Origin of the sequence: Variovorax boronicumulans (assembly GCF_009811375.1) — a bacterium.
GTDB lineage: Bacteria > Pseudomonadota > Gammaproteobacteria > Burkholderiales > Burkholderiaceae_C > Variovorax > Variovorax boronicumulans.
This window is the reverse complement of record NZ_BKDH01000001.1, coordinates 776,596-796,407: the sequence shown is the minus strand read 5'-3', so window position 1 is coordinate 796,407 and position 19,812 is coordinate 776,596. Positions and strand designations below refer to the sequence as shown.

The following is a 19,812-nucleotide window of genomic DNA, read 5'->3' as shown; positions in this document are numbered from 1 at the left end:
TTCAGGCGCCCTGTTCGTCGGCCAGGCGGGACTCGGCACCGCGCGCGCCGTCGTCGAGCGCGGCGCGGTCGAACATCGCGCCCATCGCCACCACGATCTTTCGCGGGCCCTCGAAGGGGTCGCGTGCATGGGCCGCGAGCATGTTGTCGAGCATCACGACGTCGCCCTGGCGCCAGTCGAAGCGCACGGCGCAGGCCTCGTAGGCCTCGCCGACGATGGCCATGGTCTCGTCGGCGATGGGCGAGCCGTCGCCGTAGGTCACGTGGCGCGGCAGGCGCTCGACACCGCCCATGGCCAGCAGGTCTTCGCGCACCTGCGGCTCGAGGCAGGCGACGTGGTGCAGCTGCACCTGGTTGAAGAACACGCGCTCGCCGGTGAGCGGGTGGCGGATCACGGCGGGGCAGCGGGTGCGCGTCTGCAGCGTGTCGCCGTCGAACCAGCGCCATTCGATGCCGGCGGCGGCCAGGCGGGCCTCGACGTCCTCGCGGCGATCGGTCTTGTAGAAATCCTGCCAGCTCACGTCCAGGCCGGGCGTGAAGGTGCGCACGTACTGCAGCCCCTTGCGCTCGAAACCGGCGACCACCTCGGCCGGCAGGCGGCGCAGCATCTCGCGGCAGTCGACGATGGGCGTGGCGCCGCCCACGGGCGACGGCAGCTCGCAGAAGAACCACTGCTTGCGCGGCCAGCGGTCCAGGTGCGCGCTCTCGTTGTGGAACAGGATCATCTGGCGCTCGGGGTATGGCGTGGAGCGGTAGGTCTTCTTGCCGCCCTCCTTCTTCGGCAGGTCGCCGTAGCTGCCGTACAGCTCGGGCTCGATGGCCTCGGCAAAGGCCTCGAAGTCCTGCGGCGTCTTCAGGCCGAAGTCGCGGAACAGGATGCCGCCGTGCTTCGCGACCAGCATCTCGATGTAGTCGGCCTGGCCCTTGGCCCAGGCGACGGTGTCGAGCTCGGGGCTGGTGGCCTGCAGCACGATGGGGAACTCGGCACCGGGCTTCAGGAACGAGGTCTGCACGGCGGGCCGCGCGGCGGCGCGCACGGGGGCGCGGCCGGCGCCCAGGGCGTCGAGCTTTCCAAGTTTGCCGAGCTTGTCCAGTTTCGAGGCCGGGCGGACGTTGGGAGCGTTTGTCATGGCGATGGATTCCTCCGAGGGCATGGGGGCCAGCGCGTCGATCGGCTGGCTGGGTGTGGCGACGATCCGCTCCAGCAGCGCGTGCCACGAAGCGGTGAAGGTTTCGACGGTCTCCCGCCGGTAGAGGTCGGTGGCGAACACCCACTCGGCGGTGAGCGCGCCGCCCTGTTCGCTGGCGAACACCGCCAGGTCGAACTTGGATTCGTTCATCTGCTGGGGCAGCACCTGGACCTCGGCGCCTTCGATGGCAAACCGGATCTCGGGCGTGTTCTGGAGCACGAAGAGCACCTGCACCAGCGGGTTGCGGTCGCGCGCACGCGGCACGCCCGACAGCTCGACGATGCGGTCGAAGGGCACGTCCTGGTGGTCCATCGCGGCCAGGGTGTCGGCCTTGGTGGCGGCGAGCCATTGCGCGAAGTCGGTGCCAGCCTTCGCGCGGCGCGAGCGCAGCGGCACCACGTTGACGAAGAAGCCGAGCAGCCCTTCGAGGTCCGGGTGGCCGCGGCCCGCGACGTCGGTGCCGATGACGATGTCATCAGCACCCGAGGCCTGGTGGAAGAACAGGAAGAACGACGACAGCAGCAGCGTGAACAGCGACGTGTCCGACGCCCGCGCGAGCGCGGCCAGCGATTGCGACAGCGCCGGCGACAGCGTGAGCCGCACCGAGTCGCCGGCATGCGTGGGCGCGGCCGGGCGCTGGTGGTCAGGCTTGATGCCCGAGGCCTGCGGCGCGCCCGCCAGCCGCTCGCGCCAGAACGCGGCCTTCGGCGCGAAGCTTTCAGAGGCGAGCGCGCGCGCATACCAGCCGGCGTAGTCGGCGTACTGCACGGGCAGCGGCGCCAGTGCCAGCGGCTGGCCGCGCCGCGCGCGTTCGTAGAACGCGGCCAGCTCGCGCGCGAACACGGCGATCGACCAGCCGTCGAACACGATGTGGTGCACCACGAGCACCAGCACATGCTCGCGCGCGGCCATGCGCACGACGGTGGCCTTGATGAGCGGCCCTTCGGCCAGCGCGAGCGGTGCACGCACCAGCTCGTCGAACAGTTGGCCGTAGCGCGCTCCGTCGTCGAGCGCGATCACGGGAATGTCGAGCGGCGCACCGGGGCGTACGACGGCCATGGGTTCGCCGTCGTCGTCCTCGGTGAACACGGTGCGCAGCACCTCGTGGCGCGCGACGATCGCGTCGATGGCGGCGCGCAGCGCGCCGATGTCGAGCTCGCCGTGCAGCGCGAGGCCGGCCGACATGTTGTAGGCCGCGCGGCCGCTGCGGTTGGCGGCGTCCGTGAGGCGGTCGACCAGCCAGAGGCGGTGCTGCATCGGCGACAGCGGCAGCGCACCGCCGCGCGCGACGGGCGTGATCTCCATCGCGCTGCGCTGCGGCGCGGCGGTGGTCGAGGCGACGCCGAGCCGCGCGGCCAGGCCGGCGATGGTCGGCGCCTTGAAGAACTCGCTCGGGTGCAGCTCGGTCGCGTAGCGCTTGCGCACGCGCGACAGCAGCTGGATGGCCACGAGCGAATCGCCGCCGAGCTCGAACAGGTTGTCGTCCACGCCGATGGGCGCGATGCCCAGGCGCTCGGTCCACAGCGCGGCGAGCGCGGTCTCGATCTCGCCCTGCGGCGCGACGAACGGGGTCTGCAGCGCGGGCCGGGGATGGGCCGAGCCTGCGGCGGCAGCCGGTGCCTCATCGCCGAGCAGGTCGAGCATGCCGTTGTCGAGCGGGCCCAGGCGCGTGGCCAGGTCGGTGGTCGAGATCACGGTCTGCGCCCGCGCCGGGCCGTTGACGATGCGCTCGAAGACGCGCGCGCCCTCGGGGCCGTCCATGCCGATGTCGTCGGGCACGTCCATGTGCGCGGCCATGCCCAGGCCGCGCCAGGCGTCCCAGTTGACCGAGAACACCGGGAACGCGCCGAGCCGTTCGTGCGCGACGGCCACGGCGTCGAGGTAGGCGTTGGCGGCGGCGTAGTCGCTCATGCCCAGGCCGCCGGCCACGCTGGAGATGGACGAGCACAGCAGCGCGAAGTCCAGCGGCTGGCCGCGCAGCGCATCGAACAGCACGCGCGTGCCGCGCACCTTGGTCGCGAACACGGTGTCGACCTGCGCGCGCGTGCGCCCGGCCATCATGCCGCCGCCCGCATCGCCGGCCGCGTGCACGACGCCGTGCAGCGGGCCGAAGCGGGCGTTCGCCTGTGCGAGGGCGGCACGCACCGCGTCGGCGTCGGACACGTCGGCCGACACGGTGAGCACCTGTGCGCCGAGCGCTTCGAGTTCGAGCAGTTGCTGCAGCCGCGCCTTCAGATCGGCGGGTGTGCTGTCGGCCGCCACCAGCGCCGGCCAATCCGCGCGCGCCGGCAGCGCCGTGCGGCCGAGCAGCACCAGCCGCGCCTGCCAGTGCACGGCCAGGTGCTTCGCCAGCGCGAGACCAACACCGCCCAGGCCGCCGGTGACGAGGTAGACGCCTTCGTGGCGCAGGCGTGGCTGCGCCGCAGCGGTCAGTGCTGCGGGTTCGTAGGTCTTGATCCAGCGGTGCGCGCCACGGCAGGCCACCAGCGGCTCACCGGGCTCGGCCTGCAGCGCCGCGGCCTCGGCCACGATCTGCGCGACCAGCCGGCCTTCGGCATCGCTTTCGGGCGCGGGCAGCACCACGTCGATCACGCGGCAATGCACGCGCGGGTATTCCTGGCCAATCACCTTGCCGATGCCGTGCAGCGTGGCCTTCTCGGGGCACAGCGGCTCGGTGCCGGTCACGTCTTCGAGCTGGTTGGCGACGACGGCGAGCGGCAGCGTGCGCTCGCCCGCGTCGAGCGACTGCACGAGCGCGAGCAGGCTGAAGAAGCTGCGCTCGAGCAACCCGGCCTGCGGCTGCTGCGCGGGCAGCGCCTCGTCGAGGCTCCACAGGTGGTAGATGCCGGCGATGGCGCCGAAGTCGGCCGCGATCTCCGTCTGCAAGCGGGCGTGGTCGTCGCGCGCGCCGGGGCGCAACGTCCAGTGGCCGTGGCCCGTGCGTGCGAAGGCGCTGCCGCGCTCGGCCAGCACCACGGTGCGGCCCTGCGCGCGCAGCTGGCGCACGAGGTGGCCCGTGAGGCTGCGGCTGTCGCCGAGCACGAGCAGGCAACCGCCGGTATCGGTCGAAGGCGCGACGACCAGCGGCTCCGTGCGCTGCCACGAGGGCACATAGAACGCGTCAGCGTTGGTTCGTTGCGGCGCCTTCGCAGCGCTGGACGCTTCGACCCAGTAGCGGCGGCGCTGGAACGGATACGCCGGCAGCGGCACGCGCCGACGCGCGGCGCCCGCGCGACAGGCGGCCCAGTTGATGTCCACGCCCGCGACCCACAGCTGGGCCAGCGTCTGCGCGATCTGCTGCGCATTGCGTGCCTGCTGCTGCGGATGCGCCTGGCTGGCGAACACGCCGGCGGCGGTGTCGGCCAGCGGATGCTGGCGCGCCAGGCCCGCCAGCGTTTCGCCGGGACCGACCTCGAGCAGCACGCGGCCCGGCACCTGCAGCAAGGTGCCCACGCCGTCGGCGTACTGCACGGTGCCGCGCAGGTGGCGCGCCCAGTAGGCGGGGCTCACGGCCTCTTCGGGCGTGATCAGCTGGCCCGTGACGTTCGAGACAAAGGGAATCGTCGGCGGCCGGCGCGGCACCGAGGCGATGAGCGCCTCGAGCGGCGCGAGCAGCGGCTCGGTCATCGCCGAGTGCGAAGCGATCGACACATGCAGCCGGCGCGGCAGGTGGCCCGCCGCGCGCAGCCGCGCCTCGGCGGCTTCGACCGCGTCGCGCGGGCCGGCGATCACGCACAGCTGCTCGGCATTGGCGGCGGCGAGGTCGCAGCCCGGCGCCAGGAAGGGCGCGAGCGCGGATCGCGACAGCGGCACCGCCGTCATCGCGCCGGGCGGCATCGACTGCAGCAGGCGCCCGCGCAGGGCCGCGACGCGCAGCGCGTCTTCGAGGCGGAACACGCCCGCCAGGCAGGCGGCGACGTACTCGCCCAGACTGTGGCCCATCATCACCGCGGGCCGCACGCCGCGGCGCATCCACCATTGCGCCATCGCGTACGCGACGACGAAGAGCGCGGGTTGCGCGAGCGCGATGTCGAACAGCCGCGCGTCGGCCTCGGCTTCGCCGCCGGGCGCGGGGAACAGCACGGTGCGCAGGTCGAAGCCCAGCTCGGGTTCCAGCAGCGCGCAGCAGCGGTCGATGTCGTCGCGGAAGGCCGCGTCGTCCTCGTAGAGCGCGCGGCCCATCTGGGCATGTTGCGTGCCACCGCCCGGGAAGAGGAAGACCACCTCGGGCGCCTGCGCGGGCGCGGCGCGCACGGCCAGTCCTTCACCCGCCGAGAGCAATTGCACGGCGCCTTCGGCATGGTCGGCCACCACGGCGCTGCGGTGCTCGAAGACGCGGCGGCCCGCCTGCAGGGTGTGAGCAATGTCGGTGAGCGGCAACGCGGGGTGCACGCGCAGGTGATCGGCCAGCTGCTGCGCGGCTTGTCGCGTTGCGGATGCGCTGCGGGTCGACAGCGGCAGCACCTGCCAGCCTGTCGTTGATTCGGACGCAGCGGCGGGCGGCGCCTCTTCCAGCACGACGTGCACGTTGGTGCCGCCGATGCCGAAAGAGCTGACGCCCGCACGGCGCGGCGTGTCGCCCTCGGGCCACGGGCGCGCTTCGGTGTTCACGCGGAACGGGCTGTTCGCGAAATCGATCTGCGGGTTCGGCTGCTCGAAGTGCAGGCTCGGCGGCAGCGTGCGGTGGCGCAGCGCCAGCGTCGCCTTGATGAGCCCCGTCACGCCGGCCGCCGCGTCGAGGTGGCCGATGTTGGTCTTGACCGAGCCGATGGCGCAGTAGCCGCAGCGCCCGCCATCACCACCGTCCGAACGGAAGGCCTGCGTGAGCGCAGCCAGCTCGATCGGGTCGCCCAGCGTGGTGCCCGTGCCGTGCGCCTCGACATAGCCGATGGTGTGCGCGGGCACGTCGGCCATGAGCTGCGCCGCGCGGATCGCGCCGGCCTGGCCCTGCACGCTCGGTGCGGTGAAGCCGATCTTGTCGGCGCCGTCGTTGTTGGCGGCCGTGCCCTTGATGACGGCGTGGATGGTGTCGCCGTCGCGCAGCGCGTCGGCCAGCCGGCGCAGCACGACGATGCCCGCGCCGCTGCCGATCACCGTGCCCGCGGCCTGGGCGTCGAAGGCGCGGCAATGGCCGTCGGGCGAAAGGATGGCGCCGTTCTGGTAGCGGTAGCCGCCCTCCTGCAGCAGGTTGAGCCACACGCCGCCGGCCAGCGCCATGTCGCAGTCGTGGCTCAGCAGGCCCTGGCAGGCCAGGTGCACGGCCACCAGCGAGGTCGAGCATTCGGTCTGCACGCTCAGCGCCGGGCCGCGCAGGTCGAGCTTGTAGGCCACGCGCGTGCACAGCGAGCCGGCGGAGTTGCCGCTCATGAGGCCCAGCATGTCGGCGATGCCGGTGCCCGCGTCGATGCCGACGGCGGGCAGCAGGTGCTTCATGAGGTAGAGGTTGGGGCCGTCGCCCGCGTAGACGCCGACGGGCGCCCCGCCCTTCTGGCCGGTCGGCCAGCCCGCATGGTCCATCGCCTCCCAGGCGCATTCGAGAAAGATGCGCTGCTGCGGATCGAGGTGCTCGGCCTCGCGCGGCGAATAGCCGAAGAAGCCGGCGTCGAAGCGGTCGAAGCCGTCGAACAGCACGCCGGCCTTCACGTAGTCGGGGTCGGCCAGCGCGCGCTCGGGCACGCCGCGCGCACGCAGCTCGTCGTCGCTGAAGACGGTGACCGACTCGACGCCGTCGCGGATGTTGCGCCAGAAGGCGTCCACGTCGGGCGCACCGGGAAAGCGGCCGGCCATGCCGACGATGGCGATCTCGAGGCCCGTGGTGTCAGGGGAAAGCGGGGTGTCGTCTTGCGCGTGCATCAGAGGGTTCTTTCCGTGGGTCGGCGGCGTTGCAGCAAGGCGGCGCGCTGCTGCTGCGCGCGCTGTTTTGCCTGCGCGGCGTCGTCGGTGGCGGAAGCAGCGGCGGGGCTGCGCCCCTTCTGCTCGATGTGACGGGCGAGCGCGCCGACGGTCGGGTACTTGAAGAGGTCGACCACCGCGAGCCCCGGTTGCAGGCGGTCTTCCACCAGCCGGTGCATGCGAATCACGAGCAGCGAGTTGCCGCCGAGGTCGAAGAAGTTGTCGTGCAGGCCGACCTGCGCGACCTTGAGCAGCTCGGCCCAGATCGCGGCCAATGTTTGCGCGACGTCGCCGCGGGGGGCTTCGTAGCCTGGGGTGCCGGCGGCCGCCGGTGCGGGCAGCGCGCGGCGGTCGACCTTGCCATTGGCGCCGAGCGGGAAGCTGTCGAGCACCATCAGCGCCGAAGGCACCATGTAGTCGGGCAGCGCCTGCGCCAGCTGCGTCTTGAGCGTGGTCGCGTCGAGCGATGCGCCTGCAGCGGGTGCGACGTAGGCCACGAGCGACGGGCCCGCTGCGCCCTCGTGCAGGCACACCAGCGCCTCACGCACGCCGGGCTGCTCGCGCAAGCGCGCCTCGACCTCGCCAAGTTCGATGCGGAAGCCCCGCACCTTCACCTGGTGGTCGAGCCGCTCGAGGTACTCGAGCTGGCCGTCGGCACGCCAGCGCACGAGGTCACCGGTGCGGTACAGGCGACCGCCGGCCCCGTCGAAGGGATCAGCGACGAAACGCTCGGCCGTCAGCGCTGCGCGCCCGAGGTAGCCGCGCGCGAGGCCGTCGCCGCCGAGGTACAGCTCGCCGGGCACGCCCTGCGGCACGGGCTGCAGATCGGCGTCGAGCACATGGGCCGTGCGGCGGCCGACCGGGCGGCCGATGGGGGCGTAGCCCTGCACGATGGCCTCGGCGTCGGCGGACCACAGGGTCGGCGTGATCACGGCCTCGGTCGGGCCGTAGGCGTTCACGATGCGTGCAGGGTGCAGCTCGCGGCGGACCAGCGCGAGGTCTTCGCCGGTCCAGGCCTCGCCGCCGAAGAGCGCGAGGCGCACGGCGTGCTGGAACGGCGGCTGGTCTTGCAGCAGCTGGCGCGCGTAGGCCGGCGGCAGGTCGACCACACTGACGCGGTGGCGTTGGAGCAAGGCGTCGAGTTCGCTGGCGAGCGAGCACCACTGCGGCTGCAGCACCAGCGCGGCGCCGGTGGTCAGCGGCAGCAGACACTGCTCGATGGCGGCGTCGACGTGCGGCAGCGCGAACTGCAGCGAACGATCGCTCGCCGTGAAGCCGCAGGTGTCGGCCATGGCCTGCAGGTGCATCGACAGCGCGCCGTGCGCGACCGCCACGCCCTTGGGGCGGCCGGTGGTGCCCGAGGTGTGGATCACGTAGGCCAGGTGGTGGTCGTGCAGCGCGACCTGCGGGGGGGCGTCCGGTTCGTCGTCGAGCGATGCGTCATCGACCGTGATGCGCGTGACGGGTCCGTTCACTGAGCTGTGGCTGCCGGTCAGCAGCAGCGCGGCGCCGCTGTCGGCCAGCAACTCCGACAGCCGCTGCGGCGGATGCGACGGGTCCATCGGCAGGTAGGTGCCGCCGGCCTTCAACACGGCCAGCAGGCTGACGACGCGATCGACCGGGGCATCGACGGCCACGGCGACTGGCGTGTCGGGCCGCACACCGTGGCGCAGCAGGCGGTGCGCGAGCCGGTTCGCGCGGCGGTCGAGGGCGGCGTAGGAGAGTTCGGTGTCACCGGCGATCAACGCGATGGCATCCGGTGCACGGCGGACGTACGCCTCGAAAAGCCGGTGTACGGGTGTCGCGGCGGATGCGGGCGATGTGCCTGTGCCCCAGGCGTGCAGTTGCGCCTGCTCTTCGGCAACGAGCCATGGCGCATCGCCGATGGCGCGGGCCGGGTCGGCGGTCAGCGCGTCGAGCAGCGCGCGGTAGTGCGCGGCCATGCGCGCGACGGTCTCCCCGTCGAACAGCTCTGCCGCCGCGGTGAAGACCGCGCGTACCTGGCCGTCGGCGCGCTCGCGGATGTCGAGCGCGAGTTCGCACTGCGCGGCGCTGTCCTCCATGCGGTACTCGTCGACCGCCAGGCCCGGCAGGCCGCGCAGCACGGCCGTGTCTTCGCGCAGCAGATTGAACATCACCTGGAACAGCGGGTTGTGGCTCAGGCTGCGCTGCGGCTGCAGGGCGTCCACGAGCTGTTCGAACGGCAGGTCCTGGTGGGCCTGCGCGCCGAGCGCGGCCTCGCGGATCTGGGCCAGCAGTTGCGCGAACGGGGTGCGACCGTTCAGCGTGGCGCGCAGCACCTGCGTGTTGACGAAGAAGCCGATGAGGCCCGTGGTCTCGGGGCGGTGGCGGTTGGCGACCGGCACGCCCACGCGCACGTCGGGCTGACCCGTGTAGCGATGCAGCAGCGCCTGGAAGCCCGCGAGCAGCACCATGAACAGCGTGGCGCCATGCGCCTGCGCGGTGGCTTGCAGGCGGGCGACGAGGGCCGCGTCGAGGTCGAAGGCATGCGAGGCCGCGCGGTAGTTGGCGACCGCGTGACGGGGGCGGTCCGTGGGCAGTGCCAGCACGGGGTGGTCGCTGCCGAGCTGGGTGCGCCAGTAGGCCAGCTGGCGTTCGGCCTCGCCGGCGGCGAGCCAGTCGCGCTGCCACGCGGCGTAGTCGGCGTACTGGATCGCCGGTGCGGCGAGCGACGGCGCCTCGCCCTTCGCGTGCGCCGCATAGGCCACGCCGAACTCGTCGAGCAGCACCTGCAGCGAGGCACCGTCGGACACGATGTGGTGCGTGACGATCGCGAGGATGTGGTGCGTGTCGCCGAGCTGGAGCCAGGCGGCGCGCAGCACGGGGCCGGCCACGAGGTCGAAGGGCTCGGCCTGCAGCGCGCGCGCCTGTGCGGCGGCGGCGCCTTCACGGTCGCTGTCCGGCAGCGCGCGCAGGTCGATGTGGGCAAGCGCCAGCGGTGCGGTCGACAGCACCTGCTGGCCGACCGTGCCGTCGGCCGCCGTGCGGAACACGGTGCGCAGGCTCTCGTGGCGCGCGAGCAGGCCTTCGAGCGCCGCCTTCAGTGCGTCGGCATCCAGCACGCCCGACAGGCGCAGCGCCACGCCCACGTGGTAGGCGCTGTTCTTCGGATCGAGCTGCCAGAGGAACCACTGGCGCGCCTGCGCATGCGACAGCGCGAGCAGCCCCGTGCGGCGCTCGGCCGGCAGGGCCGGGATCGGCTGGTGCGCGCGGCGCTGACCGAGCGCGAGCACGCGCCGCAGTTCGCGCGCGAGGTCACCCAGGCGCGGCTGTTCGAACAGCGCACGCAATGGAAAGTCGATGTCCCAGCGCTCGCCGATGCGCGCGGCCACCTGCGTCGCGGCGAGCGAGTTGCCGCCGTGGGTGAAGAAGTGCGCATCGCGCGCCAGCGGCCGTTCGGCGGGGCGGCGCAGCACCTCGTGCCAGATCGTGGCGAGGGCCTGTTCGACGTCGTCGAGTGCGACTTCGGGTGTGTCGACTGCGGGGGCGCTGCCGCCCAGCACGAACGCGCCGTGTGCGTAGATCGCATAGGCGTCCGCCGTGCGATCGATCCATCCCTGGCGGCAGGCGCCGCGCTGCAGCTTGCCGCTCGTGGTCTTGGGCATGCCGCCGGGGTTGAGCAGCATCACGACCGACAGCGGCTCGCCGCACTGCTCGCTCACGGCGGCGCTCAACGCCTCGACCAGCACCTCGGGCCGCACCAGCTTCTGGATGCTGCGCGACACCTCGGCCGCGAGGCCGATGCCCTCGCCTTCCGGCCCCTCGACCGCGAAGGCCGCGACGCGGCCTTTGCGCACGGCCTCGACCTCGCGCTCGACTTCGCGCTCGATGTCCTGCGGATACAGGTTGTGGCCGCGCACGATGATCATGTCCTTGATGCGGCCGGCCACATAGAGCTGGCCGTCGTGCACGAAGCCCAGGTCGCCGGTGCGCAGCCATCGCGTGCCCTCGTGCTCGACGAAGGTCTTCTGCGACACCTCGGGCTTGTTCCAGTAGCCGCCGCCCAGGCTCGGGCCCGAAGCCCAGATTTCGCCGACGACGCCGTCGGCGCAGGCGGTCAGCGTGGCGGTGTCGACGATGCGCACCGCATGGTGTGCGACGGACCGGCCGCAGCCCACGAGCATGGCGCCGCCGTCGTCGCGCACCACGGCGCCTTGTGCCAGGCGCGCTTTGTCGAAGGCGTGCGCGACCATGCCGGCGCCGCGGTGTCCGCCCGTGACGAACAGCGTCGATTCGGCCAGGCCGTAGCAGGGGTACACCGCCTCGGCCGGAAAGCCCGCGGGCGCGAAGCGTTGCTGGAACGACCGCAGCGTGTCGGCGCGCACCGGCTCGGCGCCGGAGAACGCGAGGCGCCACGACGACAGGTCGAGCCTTTGCAACTGCGCGTCGGACACGCGGTCCAGGCACAGGCGGTAGGCGAAGTCGGGCCCGCCGCTGACCGTGGCGCGCAGCCGCGAGACGGCTTCGAGCCAGCGCACGGGACGCTCGAGGAAGTAGCGCGGCGACATCAGCGCCACGACCGTGCCGCGGTGCATCGGCTGCAGCAGCCCGCCGATGAGGCCCATGTCGTGGTTCAGCGGCAGCCAGGTGACGAAGGTGTCGCTCGTGCAGACCGAAAGGCCCTCTTCGATCGCGCGCATGTTCGCCATCAGGTTGGCGTGCGTGACCATGACGCCCTTGGGCGCCGAGGTGGAGCCGGAGGTGTATTGCAGGAAGGCGATGTCGGTGGCGGCCGGCGTGTGCGGGCGCCATGCGTCGGCGCCGGCGGCGTCGATCTCATCGACGGCGATGAGCACGGCTTGCGCAAAGGCGGCGTCCACGCCCGCCATCGCATCGCGGATGGCGGCGTGGGTCAGCACGCAGCAGGCATCGGCATCGGCGGCGATGCCTTCGAGCTTGCCCAGGTGGCGCTTGCGCGTGGACTCGGGCGGGAACACCGGCACGGCGACGAGACCCGCGTAGAGGCAGGCGAAGAAGCTCACGACGTAGTCGTCGCTGTTGTCCAGCATGATCAGTGCGCGGCCACCGGGCGCGAAGGCCTGCTGCAGGTGCGCCGCGAGGGCGCGCACGCGCGCGTCGAGGGCGCGGTAGCTGATGGGCGTGTCGAGTGCGCTGCCATCGCGGTCGGTGATGGCGATCAATGCGATGTCGTCGGGGCGCTGCGCGGCGAGGTCACGCAGATGGGTCACGAAGTCCACGGGATGCATCGGGTTCACAGGGGGTCTTCCTTGGTGTGCCAGGCCAGCGCGGCGGCATAGCCCGGCGGCGCGGACAGCGCCATCGCTTCGATGCCGGCCCACGCGGGCACGGCGCAGTCGACGGCGAGCGCGCCGTGGGCGTCGGGGTGGATGCCGATGCTTTGCAGGTGTTCGGCCATGCCGACGCCGGCGGCTTTCAACACAGCCTCCTTGCCGACCCAGCGTCGGTAGAAGGCGCGTGGCAGGTCGGCGTCGCTGCGGATTTCGCGCTGCTCTCGCGCGGTGAAGGCCATGGCGAGCAACGCGTCGGCGTCGGCCATGAGGTCGCGCGCGCAGGCTTCGATGTCGACGCCCACGCAGCGCACGCGCGCCGGATCGGCCAGCGCGATGAGCGCGTGGTCGCCGGCGTGCGAGACGTTGAAGAGGGGCGCGGCGTTGTCGCTACCGGCTTCGACGAAGGGCTTGCCGTGTGCGTCGGTGCGCAGCGGCACGTCCGCTGGACGACAGGCGAGGCGCTGCGCAATCAGGCGGCGCACGGCGGCGCGGGTGTGGGCGAAGCGCACGCGGTCGGCGCGGCGGGCGAAGCGAGTCGCTCGTGCGCGCTCATCGGGCGCGAGGTCGGCCCAGGCATCGCCGTCGTCCGCCGCGAGGTCGAGGTCCAGGCGATGCAACGCGATGCCCGACGGCAACGGGTCATGCCAGGGCACGAGCCGCATCGACGCCTCCCGCCGCCATCACCGCCGGCGCGAGGTGCCGCGCCAGCGCGGCCAGCACGGGGGTCTCGTGCTGGCGGATGAAGAAATGGCCGCCCTCGAACCCCTCGAGCGTGAAGCGCGCGTGCGCGGTCTCGCCGGCCCAGGCTTGCATGCGCCACGGGGCGATGTCGTCCTGGCGGCCGGCCAGCACATGCAGCGGCACGGGCAGCGGCGCGGGGTCGGCGTGCACGAAGCTGCGGCACAGGCGGTAGTCGGCGCCGAGGGTGTCGAGCGTCATGCGCAGCAGCTCGGGGCTGTCGAAGAGTTCGTCCGGCGTGCCGCCCTGCTTGCGCAGGTCGGCGATGAGGGCCGCGTCGTCGGTGGTGTCGAGAAAGCGGTCGGGGTCGCGCTGCGAAGGCGCTGCGCTGCCGGAGACGATCAGCGCGCCCGGCAGCGGGCGCTGCTGCTGCCGCTGGTGCTGCGCCATGCCCCAGGCCAGCAAGGCGCCCATGCTGTGGCCGAAGAGCGCGTAGCGACCGCGCAGCAGGCCTTCATGCTCGGCGCACAGCTGCGCGACCATGCGGTCGAAGTCGTCGACGAAGCTCTCGCCCAGGCGCCCGCCGCGGCCCGGCAGCTCGACCGGCACGACCTCGATCCAGCGCGGCAGCGCACGCCGCCAGCGCAGGTACATGGTGGCGCTGGCGCCCGCGCAGGGCAGGCACAGCAGGGGCAGCGAGGCCTGCATGCGCGTCAGGCGGAGGTGGAGGCGTTGTCGGTTGGCTGCTGCGCGGCCATCCAGTCGCGCAACGACTTCGGGCGCATGTCGGTCCACTGGGCTTCGACGTAGTCGAGCACGGTCTTCTTGTCGCCCTTGACGCCGTCGACGGCGCTCCAGCCGCCGGGCACGGCCTTCCAGTGCGGCCAGATGGAGTACTGCGCTTCGTGGTTGACGAGCACGATGAAGGTCTCGTCCTCGCGGTCGAAACAGCTGGTAGACATGGGCGGTCCTCTTGGTAAGTGCAATGACGGGCAGGGTTTGCCCTTGCGATACAAGACGCGCCGCGAGGCCGGGTGTTTAGTCCCGCATGCATCCAGACCGTGCACGGCTGCGCCGCGGCGAGGGCCGCTGCAGGAGCTGCGAAAAAAAGAGGGAGCGGGCTAGCGGGCCGCGTCTTCGGCGTCCGGCGAAGGGACGTCGTGCGCGGGCGGCACGAGGCCGACGAGCAGCCAGAGGCGGCCTGCCTCGTCGTAGGCTTGGTGGTGCGCGGGATCGGCGGCGAGCCAATGCGCGAGCTCGGCGCTCGCGGCGGCGTCGAGCTCGCCCTCGCCGGCGTGCTGGCGGCGGACCCACGCCCAGGCGGTCTGCCAGGTGGGGTCGCTTTGCGTGTCGTTGCTGCTGCTGCTCATCGGCGGCCATCGTAGCGCCGATGCGGTGCGTCGGAAAACTCAGGCGGCTTGCACGAGGTAGCGGCAGCTTTCGAGTGCCGCGTCGGCGTCCTTGATCATGAAGTTCACGAGCGTGGCGGAGCAGCCCAGGCGCGTGGCGATCTCGCGCTGGGTCAGGCCACTGAGGCGGTTGAGTTCGAACGCGAGGCGGGTGCGTGGCGGCAAGGCCTCGAGCACGCGGTCGATGGCCACCAGCGCCTGCCGGCCGCCGAGCACGCGGTCGGGTGCGTCGTTGCTGCTGGGCGGGCTCACGAGCTCGACGTCGTCGCAGTAGGTGCGGTAGCTGGCCTCCACGGAATGGTGGCGGTGGTAGTCGACCGCCACGTTGCGCACCACCTGGCAGCAGTAGCCGAGCGGCTTGCGGACATCGCGCACCGAAGCGCCGTCGGCGAGCTTCAGGTAGGCGTCCTGCAGCACTTCGTCTGCGAGGTCAGCGGTGCGGACGATCTTTTGCGCGACGCGCTGGAGCTGGGCACGGTTCGCGATGAAGACCTCCCCCAGCGTGGGCGCGGACGGGGAAAGCGACAGATCCATGGGTACTCCTGAAGTGTTCAAGGGCAAAGATGCAAATAAGAACTATTACCATTTGATGACGCAAGAAAGCCCTGTTTTTCCCAGTGACGCCTTCTCGTCTCTCTCCCTGTCTAGACGTTCGAGCGGCCGAAACCGAGACACCTAAAATTCCGCCCCTTACATCGCTCCCGTACCCATGAACATCGTCGTCAACGAAGAACTCAAAGCCTATATCGATCCCTTGACGCCGGAGGAGTACGAAGCCCTCGAACGCAGCATCCTCACCGAAGGCTGTCGCGACGCGCTGGTGCTGTGGGGCGACGTGCTGGTGGACGGCCACAACCGCTACGGCATCTGCCAGAAGCACGGCCTGCCCTTCCAGACCGTGCAGAACACGCGCTTCAAGACGCTGCAGGACGTGCACCTGTGGATGATCGACCAGCACCTGGGCCGCCGCAGCATCTCGGACTACCTGCGCGGCGTGCTGGCGCTGCGCAAGAAAGACATCGTGGACGAGCGCCGCGCCCGCAGCACCGCCTCCACGCCGACCACCCCGACCACGGCGGACGACCCGCCCTTCGACGTCGACGACGCGCCCGCTTCGACCTCCACTCCCGCTTCCGACGAGGCCCTGCCGCCGCCCGTGCCGCTGAACAGCCGCGAGGCCATCGCCCGCGCCGCGCGCCTGAGCAGCAGCCAGGTCGTGATGATCGAGAAGATCCAGAAGCAGGCCGCGCCCGAACTGGTGGCGGCCGTGAAGTCGGGCGTGATCTCGATCAACACGGCCGCGGCCGTCGCTTCGCTGCCCGCCGAAGAGCAGGTGTCGGCCGCCAACGCCGGCAAGGACGAGCTCAAGCAGGCCGCCAAGCGCGTGCGCGAGGCCAAGCGCAAGCCACGCGAGGCCGCACCTGAAACCGAAGAAGGCGCCGAACCGGCGGCGCTCGACGCCGTGCAGCAACTGCAACAGCGCGTGGCCGAGCTCACGGCCGAGAACGCGGACCTGCGCCGGCAAGTGGCCGAGCTGCAGGCCCAACTGGCGCACTGACGCCCCGGCGGGCACCCTTCTCCCCGCCCGCCGCTTTCCCCGCCCCTCCCTGAAACCTCGCGTGCCGCGCTGCGGCACGCGAGGCTTTGTCGCGTCCGCGACCCACTGAAAACAGTTGTTCGTAATCTTGTGTTTTTATTTGAAACAAGTGTTATATTTTTGACGCCACCTCCAAACAAACACTTTAGTTCTCCCAGCCAGCGTTGCGATCGGCGTCTCCGTCCAACTTCTTACAGTGAGTGCTTAAGTTGCAAAAAGAACGGCGATGCCGCCTCCAATCGGTGTTTTCGATGCGGTTGAACGCAACATCCCACAGCGGCCGGCCGATGGGCACGGTGGTGCGGAGGCTGCATGACGGCCGTTAACACCGTTCCCAAAAGTCAACGCGCTCTGCTGAGCTACAGCGTCGAAGGGCTGCCGCACCGCGAAGAAGTGCTGCTCAAGTCGCTGATCCGGCTGCTCGACCACCGCACGCACCAGAACTGGTCATGGAAAGCTGAACAGGCCGACCTGCGGGTCGTCGGCGACCAGGTCGCCCTTGCCGCCGCCTCGCCGCAACCGGCGGTGCCCACGCTGACCGTCGCCCATGCAGACCCGCAACGCGGCCCTTTCCTGGCCCTGCCGCTGCACACCGATGCGCTGGAAGTGGCGCTCAACCGCCTCGGCGCGATGGTGGTCCACGCCCGCGGCCTGGGGCTGGCTACGACCGAGGTGCCGATCGGCGAGCACGAAGAATTCCGCATGCTGCGCTGGCCGCCCGCGGCCGTGCTCGAGGCGCCGATCCGCCTGCGGCTGGCCACGCTGATGTCCAACCGGCCGGCGTCGGTGCTGTCGCTGCAGCAGCGCTCGCCCGCCACGCGCCAGGAGTGCGCGGATTTCCTGGCCGACCTGCAGCGCGCCGGCCTGCTCGAACGCGCCGCGCCCCCCGGCGCGCTGGTGGCGGCCTCGGCCCCCGACAGCGTCTTTCCCGACAGCCGCTTCCCGGCACCCGCCCGCGACACCGTGCAGCCCGGCCTGCTCGCACGCATCAGGAACCGACTCGGCTTGCTGCCGTCAGGCCCTCAATGACCGTAGAACACAAGATCCTCTTCACCGGCACCATGGGCGCCGGCAAAACCACGGCCATCGCCGGCGTGAGCGAGATCCCGCCCGTGAGCACCGACGTGCGCAACAGCGACACCTCGGTCGCCAAGGCCACCACCACGGTCGGCCTGGACTACGGCGAACTCACGCTCGACAACGGCGAGAAGCTGCGCCTGTACGGCACGCCCGGCCAGATGCGCTTCGACTTCATGTGGCGCATCCTGGGACGCGGCGCGCTCGGCGTGGTGATCCTGGTGGACAACAGCCGCCCCGATCCGCTGGCCGACCTGGACATCTACCTGGACGGCTTTGCCGAGCTCATCGCGCAGACCGCCTGCGTGGTGGCGGTGGGCCGCATGGAAACGCACCCGAGCCCCGGCATCGACGCCTACGCCCGCCGCATGGAGGCCAAGGGCGTCGTGTGCCCGGTGCTGCCGGCCAACGTCACCGATGCGCAGCAGGTCGTGCAGCTGCTGGAACTGCTCCTGCTCCAGCTCGAGGTCTGAACGCAGGACGCCCCTCTTTTTCTCCTTTTCCTTCCATTCAGGCAGCAATGAACATCACTCCAAGAATCAGGCTTGCAGCGGAATCGGCCATCGACACCCTGATGCGGGAAATCAAGGGCGTGAAGGCCGTGGTGATCTCGACCGAGGACGGCCTGGAGCTGGCCGCGCGCGTCGAGAACACCGCGCAGGTCGCGCGCCTGTCGGCCATTGCCAGTTCGCTCGCCGCTTTGGGCGCCGTGGCCGGCGAGGAAAGCCAGCTGGGCCACTGCGACAACGTGGCGATCGAGGCCACGCACGGCCACATCCTGATGCTGCAGGCGCGGCACCCCGAGATGACGCTGATCGTGAGCGTGGTCACCAGCCGCGAAGCCATCATCGGCCAGGTCCTCTACTTCGCGAAACAGGCGACGCAGCTGCTGCAGCACGCCTGACGCCGGGCATCGGCGCACCACACCCATTCGACACCGGCAGCCGCCCATTCCCTTCGCCCGGGTGGCCGCCGACTTTCAGGGGCGAGGACTAGGAAAGATTTCGATGGCAAATATCAAGCAATCCATGGACGAACTGATGACCTGCGACGGCGCCCTGTGCGCAGCGCTGGTCGATTCGAGCAGCGGCATGATCCTGGGCCAGATCGGCTCGGGCGTCGATCTCGAGGTGGCCGCCGCCGGCAACACCGAAGTGGTCCGCGCCAAGCTGCGCACCATGCGCGACCTCGGCCTGAACGACAGCATCGAAGACATGCTGATCACGCTCGGCAAGCAGTACCACATCATCCGCCCGATGCAGAAGAAGGAAGGCCTGTTCGTCTACCTGGTGCTGGACAAGACCAAGTCGAACCTGGCCATGGCACGCCGCAAGACGCTCGACGTCGAACAAGGCATGACGGTCTGAGACGCCCGCCGCGTCCCGCGCGGCAGCTTCGCCGCGCGGACGCATCAGGTTCGCATCAGGTTCGCATCAAGCGCGCGTCAGCAGCGTGTTCGACGGCAGCGTCTCGTCGAGCAGCTTGCGCGCCGTTTCCACGCCCGCCACCGGCAGCAACGCCGCGTCGAGCAGGCCCACCTGCACCAGCACGCTCGCCTGGTCCCAGTAGATGTGCTCGTGGTAGAGCTTGTCGCCGCGGAACTTGATGACCGCGAGCAGCGGGATCTCCACGCGCTTTCCGGTGGGCGCCACGCCGGGCAGCATCCACGGGATCTCGGTGGTGTGGGTGAAGCAGAACAGCATCTCGTCGACCACCTGCGTCGCGCCCACGGTGCGCGAGATCGGCACCAGCGAGGTGTCGGGCGGGTTGCTGTTGACGAAGTGGTTCGTATAGAACGCGTGCAGGTTCTTGTAGCCCACGCCGCCGGTCATGGTCGGGATGTGGTTGACGTAGGGCTCGGCCACCATGGTGCCCATGGTGTCGTCCACGTTGCGGGTGCCGAACTCGTACTCGCAGTGCTTGTCCCACAACGCGGCCAGGTCGTAGTTCGGGCCGATGGCCGACTTCAGCGCGGCCACGCTGCGCTCGTGCGCCATGAGCGCCGAGGCACGGTGGAAGTGCTCGCCGCCGACGCGCGCAAAGGCGTGGTCGACGCCGGGGTACACATGCACCTCGACGTTCGGCCGGCCGCGCAGGGTCTGCACGATGCGGTCGCGCGCCTCGGGCGGGCAGAAGCCGTCGAGCTCGGCCACGTGCAGCGCCAGCTTGCAGCGGATGCGGTCGGCCTCGTCGAGCGCGGCGTCGATGCCCACGCCGTAGTAGCCCACCGCCACATCCGCGTCGGTGCGGCAGGCCGCCAGGTAGGCGAGCTTGCCGCCCAGGCAGAAGCCGAGCACGCCGACCTTGCCGCCGGGCACCTCGGGGCGCTGGCGCAGCGCGGTGATGGCGGCCTGCATGTCCTGCATGCCGAGCGCTTCGTCGAAGCCCTGGTACAGCGCGAAGGCGCGCTGCCAGTCGTCGGGCGTGTAGCCCAGCTGCACATCGGGCTCCTGGCGCCAGAACAGGTCGGGCACGAGCACCACATAGCCTTCCTCGGCGTAGTAGTCGGCCACGTCGCGCATGGTCTTGTTGACGCCGAAGATTTCCTGCGCGAGCACCAGGCCCGGGCCGGTACCGCCGCGCGGCAGGGCCAGGTAGGCGCCGAAGCTGCCGCTGCCGTCGGCGGCCTGGATGCGGATGTCTTGCGACGAGGAGGTGGATGCCTTGTTCTGCATGGGTGTGTGACTCCGTTCAATG

Annotated in this window: 13 protein-coding genes; 5 read left to right on the top strand and 8 right to left on the bottom strand. The window is 70.9% G+C overall.

Features of this window, described 5'->3' with window-relative positions; all coding sequences use genetic code 11:
* Position 1: 1 nt before the first annotated feature.
* From VHAB30_RS31335 to VHAB30_RS03760, 7 genes are all read right to left on the bottom strand, one after another.
* The gene (locus VHAB30_RS31335; RefSeq protein ID WP_159275875.1) at positions 2-7,042 is read right to left on the bottom strand and encodes a type I polyketide synthase; all 7,041 of its coding nucleotides are present in this window, start codon (positions 7,040-7,042) and stop codon (positions 2-4) included.
* Positions 7,042-12,309 (bottom strand): non-ribosomal peptide synthetase, encoded by a 5,268-nt coding sequence (locus VHAB30_RS03785; protein WP_159278268.1) that lies wholly within the window; start codon positions 12,307-12,309, stop codon positions 7,042-7,044. The genes VHAB30_RS31335 and VHAB30_RS03785 overlap by 1 nt, the downstream gene beginning before the upstream one ends.
* 5 nt (positions 12,310-12,314) lie before the next feature.
* Positions 12,315-13,016 carry a 4'-phosphopantetheinyl transferase family protein gene (locus VHAB30_RS03780; protein ID WP_159275874.1) on the bottom strand — a complete coding sequence of 234 codons (702 nt, stop codon included), beginning with the start codon at positions 13,014-13,016 and terminating at the stop codon, positions 12,315-12,317.
* The gene (locus VHAB30_RS03775) at positions 12,994-13,740 is read right to left on the bottom strand and encodes a thioesterase II family protein (RefSeq protein ID WP_159275873.1); all 747 of its coding nucleotides are present in this window, start codon (positions 13,738-13,740) and stop codon (positions 12,994-12,996) included. The genes VHAB30_RS03780 and VHAB30_RS03775 overlap by 23 nt, the downstream gene beginning before the upstream one ends.
* A 5-nt stretch (positions 13,741-13,745) precedes the next feature.
* On the bottom strand, positions 13,746-13,994 hold the full coding sequence (locus tag VHAB30_RS03770; protein ID WP_159275872.1) for an MbtH family protein: 249 nt from the start codon (positions 13,992-13,994) through the stop codon (positions 13,746-13,748).
* A 159-nt stretch (positions 13,995-14,153) separates the two neighbouring features.
* Positions 14,154-14,402 (bottom strand): FecR/PupR family sigma factor regulator, encoded by a 249-nt coding sequence (locus tag VHAB30_RS03765; protein ID WP_159275871.1) that lies wholly within the window; start codon positions 14,400-14,402, stop codon positions 14,154-14,156.
* Positions 14,403-14,441: 39 nt separating this feature from the next.
* A complete protein-coding gene (locus tag VHAB30_RS03760; protein ID WP_070062431.1) occupies positions 14,442-14,975 on the bottom strand; it encodes a sigma-70 family RNA polymerase sigma factor in 534 nt (177 codons plus the stop codon).
* Positions 14,976-15,150: 175 nt separating this feature from the next.
* Between VHAB30_RS03760 and VHAB30_RS03755 the strand changes: the two genes are divergently transcribed.
* The 5 genes from VHAB30_RS03755 to VHAB30_RS03735 all read left to right on the top strand — a co-directional run bounded on the left by VHAB30_RS03755 (position 15,151) and on the right by VHAB30_RS03735 (position 18,482).
* The gene (locus tag VHAB30_RS03755; RefSeq protein ID WP_159275870.1) at positions 15,151-15,999 is read left to right on the top strand and encodes a plasmid replication/partition related protein; all 849 of its coding nucleotides are present in this window, start codon (positions 15,151-15,153) and stop codon (positions 15,997-15,999) included.
* 351 nt (positions 16,000-16,350) lie between these two features.
* On the top strand, positions 16,351-17,067 hold the full coding sequence (locus VHAB30_RS03750; RefSeq protein ID WP_070062429.1) for a hypothetical protein: 717 nt from the start codon (positions 16,351-16,353) through the stop codon (positions 17,065-17,067).
* The gene (locus tag VHAB30_RS03745; protein ID WP_062469903.1) at positions 17,064-17,588 is read left to right on the top strand and encodes a GTP-binding protein; all 525 of its coding nucleotides are present in this window, start codon (positions 17,064-17,066) and stop codon (positions 17,586-17,588) included. Before VHAB30_RS03750 ends, VHAB30_RS03745 begins: the two co-directional genes overlap by 4 nt.
* Positions 17,589-17,635: 47 nt before the next feature.
* Positions 17,636-18,019: a roadblock/LC7 domain-containing protein gene (locus VHAB30_RS03740; protein WP_062469906.1), complete on the top strand. Its 384-nt coding sequence runs from the start codon at positions 17,636-17,638 to the stop codon at positions 18,017-18,019.
* Between the two features lie 103 nt (positions 18,020-18,122).
* Positions 18,123-18,482 carry a hypothetical protein gene (locus VHAB30_RS03735; protein WP_070062428.1) on the top strand — a complete coding sequence of 120 codons (360 nt, stop codon included), beginning with the start codon at positions 18,123-18,125 and terminating at the stop codon, positions 18,480-18,482.
* Between the two features lie 66 nt (positions 18,483-18,548).
* On the opposite strand, the gene VHAB30_RS03730 is transcribed toward VHAB30_RS03735, so the two are convergent.
* Entirely contained in the window at positions 18,549-19,790 is a 1,242-nt protein-coding gene (locus tag VHAB30_RS03730; RefSeq protein ID WP_159270810.1) for a dienelactone hydrolase family protein, read from the bottom strand.
* Positions 19,791-19,812 lie beyond the last annotated feature (22 nt).